Origin of the sequence: Kitasatospora sp. NPDC004799, assembly GCF_040609095.1 — a bacterium.
Classification (GTDB): Bacteria; Actinomycetota; Actinomycetes; order Streptomycetales; family Streptomycetaceae; genus Kitasatospora.
In genome coordinates this window covers 1-5,081 of the sequence record NZ_JBEXJK010000523.1, presented here as the reverse complement: position 1 = coordinate 5,081, position 5,081 = coordinate 1, and the positions used below count along the sequence as shown (strand labels likewise).

Here is a 5,081-nt window from a genome sequence, read left to right as displayed (position 1 = left end):
CTGATCGGCTTCGGCGCGTCCGTGTACCCGGTCACGAACCCTCCAGGCCGAATTGATCGAATGCGTCGAGAACGCCCGCCGCGAATTCTTTGACGGCCGTCAGGTGGAAGACCGCCCCTGCCCCGGGGGGAAGGGCAGGGACGGTGCTCAGGGGGGAAGCCGGCTCAGGCCGCCTTGACGGCGGAGATGTCGAAGCTGAGCTTGACCTTCTCGCCGATCAGCACGCCGCCGGTCTCCAGCGCCGCGTTGTAGGTCAGACCGAAGTCGGTGCGGTCGACGACGGCCTTGCCCTCGAAGCCGACCCGGTCGGCGCCGTACGCGTCGGTGGCGCTGCCGGTGTACTCCAGGTCCAGCACGACCGGGCGGGTGGTGCCCTTGATGGTGAGGTCGCCGGTCATCCGGTACGAGTCGCCGTGGACCAGCTGGGCGGAGGTGCTGCGGAAGCTGATCTCCGGGTGGGACTCGACGGCGAAGAAGTCGCCGGTGCGCAGGTGCTCGTCGCGCTGGGCCTGGTTGGTGTCGACGCTCGCGACCTTGATCACCAGCTCCGCCGAGGAGTTGCCCGGGTGGGTCCCGTCCAGGTGCAGCTTGCCGTCGTACTCGGTGAAGCGGCCCTTGACGTTGGTGACCATCGCGTGGCGGACCGAGAAGCCGATCTCGCTGTGCGTGCTGTCGATCGTCCAGTCGCCGGTCAGGTGGGCGAGGTCCGGGCCGGCCGGGGTCTGGACGGCGGTCGCGGCGGGGGCGGTGACGGTCTTGGTGCGGTTGAACAGGCCCATGGCTTCCTCCTTGGTTCGAAGCCGGTTGTTTAGGCTTCAACTTGTTGGCTCCAGCGTAGGACAACTTCGTTCAACTTTCAACCACAAGCTTCGAGGTTCGCCCGGACGGCTCAGCGGACCGGCTCTGTCAGCCCTCCCGGTTAGGCTGCGATGGACGGTTCCACCCCGCCCGGAAGGCCTCCGATGTTCGTCCTGCACGCGCTCTGGCGGGCGGACGGGCAGCTGGCGCTCTGGGCCGAGGACGCCCGCGCCCACCCCGGCACCGCGGAGCCGCACCCCGACCGGCCCGCCCCGCGCGCCCACCCCTACGCCTGCCCGGCCGGCGAGCTGGCCGCCGTGCTCGGCGGCATCGGCCCGGGCCTCGGCTGGCTCGCCGGGCAGGCCCCCGAGCGCTGGTCGACCCTGCTGCTGCCCACCGTCGGCACCGCCCCCGCGCCCTCGCCCGACCTGCCGGTCACCCCGCCGCGCGGCGGCGCCGTCCTCGCCCCCTGGCGGGTGCCGGCGCTGCTCTTCGACCCTGCCGCCGCCGCCCAGCTGCTCGGCGAGGTCTTCGACCCGGTCTGGGCCGTCACCTCAGCCCGGCCAGCTCCTCCGGCGTGAAGACCGGGGTCCGTACGTCCGGCGGGATGCCCGGCCCGTCGAAGGTGGTGCCGGCCGGGGTGAGGAACTCCTCGTTCGGCAGCAGCAGCACGAGGTCCGAGGAGAGCCGCCGGGGCAGCTGGTCCGAGAAGACGCCCTGGGTGTCCTCCCCGATGCGCAGCACGCGCGGGCTGCGGCCCATCAGCGACTGGGTGAAGGTCTCGCCCGCGCTCACCGTCGAGCCCGAGGTGAGCAGGGCCACCGGCCCGGTGAAGCGGCTCACCCCGGGGGAGGGGCGGACGGTGACCGGCTGGGGCCGGGTGAAGGCGCCCGGGTCGGCCGGGTCGTTGCGGGCCACCTTCCGGTAGGCCTGGTACGGCCGGTCGGTGAACCGGGAGGCGAGCCGGACGGCCAGCGCGTCCGAGCCGCCGGCGTTCACCCGGGCGTCGATCACCACCCCGCGCAGCGGCGCGGCGCGCGGCCGGTCGAGCAAGTGGCCGACGGCCCGGTCGAGTTCGGCCTCCTGGTCCTGCTGGCTGCCCTTGTCGACGTAGTCGCCGAACGCGCTCACCCGCAAGTAGCCGAGCCCGTCCGGGAGTTCGCCGACGCCGAGGATTCCGTTCCCGAACTTCTGCTCGGGTGCGGTCAGTTGGGCGCCGATCGGCGGAAGGACGGTGGCCAGCAGCTGCGGGGTCGGCGCCACGGTGCCCGCCCGCATCGCCCGGAAGAAGGTGGTGTACCCGCCGTCAGGAGTGGCGCGCAGCAGGGCGATGTGCGAGTCCCGGAGCGGTTCGACCATGGCGATGACCGTGTCCACCAGGTTCTCCGCGGTGACCTTCGGCCGGTACGCCGCCCGCTGGGCGTGCCAGTCGACGCCCTTGGCCGCGAAGAAGGGGTAGTTCTCCTCGAAGCTGTCCCAGAACCGGTCGAACACCGCGAGGGGATCGTCGGAGACCGGCAGCGCGCACCGGGCCGGCAGCCCGCCGGGCAGCCGCTCCAGCGTACGGGTGCCGGTGGCCTGGTCCTTGGCGTACACGGCCCGCTGCCGTCCGCGCGGGGTGACGGTCAGCCGGGCGAAGGGCTCCCCGGGGGTGCCGTAGCGCACGGCGCCGCCGGGCAGGGGAGCGCCGAACCGCACGGCCGAGGTCAGACCGGGGGTGCAGCTGTTCCTGGTGACGTCGTAGGTGGTGAGGGCGCTCCCGCGGATCTCGACGATCGTGCCGTACCCGTCCGTCCGCCACACGCCCTCCAGCCGGCTGGCACCCGGCCGCTCCACACCGCCCCGCCCCGAAACGGCCCCGGCCGTGCCGACCGTTCCCGCCGCGAGCGCGAGCGCGAGCGCGACCGCCGTGACGCCCGTCGCCCGGGCCGTCGCCCGGGCCGTAGCCTTCCCGCGTCCGATCCCCATGCCGTCCCCGTGCCCTCCAGGTCCGGGCCTCCCCCGCGGAACCCCCTCCGCCGCCCACGGCACCGACGGTACGCACCGGCCCCGCCGCCCCACGTCCCCCCGCAGACCGGTCCGGCCCCCGACCCGAGAAGGACACCCCCGCACCCCCGCCTCCACCCTGCGGCGTACCCACCCCCCCCAACGACCCGCCGCGCCAACTCCCGTACCGGACGGAGACCGTGAGCCCGCCGCCCCGGGGCCGACCGCCGACGCCCGCCCGGGCGGCGAAAACCGGTGGGAGGCACCCGCCCGGCCGGGCCAGAATCGACCCCATGCCGCACGACGCCGACCAGCTCCTCGCCGACCTCGCCCCGCTCTCCCACCCGGAGCGCCAACGGCTCGTCGCCCGCAGGGCCCGCGAGCTCGCCGCCCACGGAGAGCTCCCCGGGCTGCTGTCCGAACTGGAACGCTCCGGCACCTACGGCCGCCGGCTGGCCGCACTCGCCGCGGCGGCCGGCCGCGCCACCGGCCACCTCACCGAGCGGCTGACCGACCCCGACCCGGTGGTCCGCGGCTACGCCCTGCGCGCCGCCCGCACCCAGGACATCCCCGACGAGGCGATCGAGGACGTCTTCGCCGCAGCCCCCAGCGCCCTGCGCCGGCAGCTGACCCGGGCCATCCGGCACGGCCGCCGCCACCGGCTCGCCGAACGGCTGGTGCACCGCCTGCGCGCCGCATGGGGCGACGCCGAAGCCGCCCCGCTGCTCTCCGCCTGCAGCCCCGGGTTCGTCGCCCGGACCCTGCCCGACCTCGCCCACGCCGCACCGCTCGCGCCCCTCGCCGCACGCTTCCCCGACGAGGTCCTGGACCACCTCGAGCAGGACCTCGCCGAGCACCCCGAGACCCTGCGGCTCGGGCCGTGGCCCGCACTCGCCGACGTCCTCGCCACCACCGCCCGCACCCGCCCCGCACGGGTCCTCGACCTGCTGGAACGGTTCGGCCCCGACCTCCCGCTGCGCCACCGCGACCTGCCGCACCTGGCCGCCGCGGACGCCGAACGCACCGTCCGCCTCCTCACCGACCCGCGGCGCGGCGCCGCCGGACCGTACACCGCGCCGCCCACCAGCGCCACCCTGCGCCGACTGGTGCGCGCCGACCCGCCCTCGCTCCCCGCCCTCGGCCGCCACTGGCTGGCCGCACCCGCCTGCCTCGCCGCCCTGCTGCGCGCCCTTCCGCCGGGCCGCCGCGACGCGTTCCTCGACCTCGTGTACGCCGGCGCCCTCCCGCGGGAGGCCGAACTGCTCCTCGTGCTCCCGCTGTTCCCGAACGCCCGCCGCCACGCCGAGGCGCGCCGGCAGGTCGCCCTGCGCCGCGCCGAGGGCCGCCCCTGGGCCCAGATCGCCCCCGTCCTGGCCTACCTGCCCACCGAGGAGGCCCAGCCGGAGTTCCGGGCGGCCCTCTCCCGCCCGGACGCCGACGACCGGGCCACCGCGTGGAGGGGCCTGCTCGCCAACGCGGCCGCCTCCCACGACCGCGCCGCCGTCCAGGACGCCCTCGGGCTGCTGCCGCGGCTGCGCAACGAGCAGAACCCGGTGCGCTGCGCGGCGCTGGCCGCGCTCGCCCAGACACCCGCCGGGCTGCTGACCCCGGCGGCCGTCCCCGCCCTCGACACCGCCGTGCGGGACGCGGTCGACGCCCGCGACTGCTCGTACGCCACCCGGGCCGCCCTGCAGCGGCTGGTCGCCGAGGTGCTGCGCGAGCACGCCGCCGCCGGCGGGGCCGAGCTGGTCGACTGGGCGCTGCGGAGCCTGCGGCGGATCGCCGGCCAGACCGGAACCGTCGAACTCGGCCGCCTGGAGCACCAGTTGCGCCGGGGCCAGGAGCACGCCGTGTTCGCGACCCTGCGGCCCTGGCTGGACACCATGGCCGACACCGCCGAGTACTGGCTGCTGTTCACCCTGGCCCGCTCGCTCGGCCGACGGGCCCGCGGCATCCCCGAACTCCAGGAACTCCTCCTGCACGCCCTCCGGTTCGGGTCGGACAGCGCGTTCACGACGGCCGCCGCCCTGTGGCTGGACGACCCGCGCACCCGCGACGCCAGGGCCGCCGGGATCCTCGGACTCGAGCCCTCCGCCGCCGTCCTGCCACCGGTGCGCACCGTGCTCGCCGAGCGCCGCACCGACCTGCTCGACCCGCTGCTCGCCCCCGTCCCGCCGTACGGCAGGTTCCTCAAGCGCCCGCAGCGGGCACCCCTGCCCCCCACCCGGTCGGCGAGCCGCTGGACGCCGCACCAGTGGCGGGCCGCCGCCCGCCTCGCCGCCGCGGCGGCCGGCGAC

At 76.0% G+C, this 5,081-nt stretch carries 3 protein-coding genes and 1 pseudogene; 2 read left to right on the top strand and 2 right to left on the bottom strand.

The window, feature by feature from the left end; genetic code table 11:
* Positions 1–164 precede the first annotated feature (164 nt).
* Positions 165–779 carry a YceI family protein gene (locus tag ABZW03_RS37075; protein ID WP_355268711.1) on the bottom strand — a complete coding sequence of 205 codons (615 nt, stop codon included), beginning with the start codon at positions 777–779 and terminating at the stop codon, positions 165–167.
* Positions 780–962: 183 nt separating this feature from the next.
* Between ABZW03_RS37075 and ABZW03_RS37070 the strand changes: the two genes are divergently transcribed.
* Entirely contained in the window at positions 963–1,379 is a 417-nt protein-coding gene (locus ABZW03_RS37070) for a hypothetical protein (protein WP_355268709.1), read from the top strand.
* Here ABZW03_RS37070 and ABZW03_RS37065 read toward each other — a convergent pair.
* The gene (locus tag ABZW03_RS37065) at positions 1,348–2,766 is read right to left on the bottom strand and encodes a S41 family peptidase (RefSeq protein WP_355268707.1); all 1,419 of its coding nucleotides are present in this window, start codon (positions 2,764–2,766) and stop codon (positions 1,348–1,350) included. The two genes, ABZW03_RS37070 and ABZW03_RS37065, sit on opposite strands and share 32 nt — an antisense overlap.
* Positions 2,767–3,077: 311 nt before the next feature.
* On the opposite strand from ABZW03_RS37065, the pseudogene ABZW03_RS37060 reads away from it, so the two are divergent.
* Positions 3,078–5,081: pseudogene (locus tag ABZW03_RS37060) on the top strand (hypothetical protein); the annotation flags it as partial.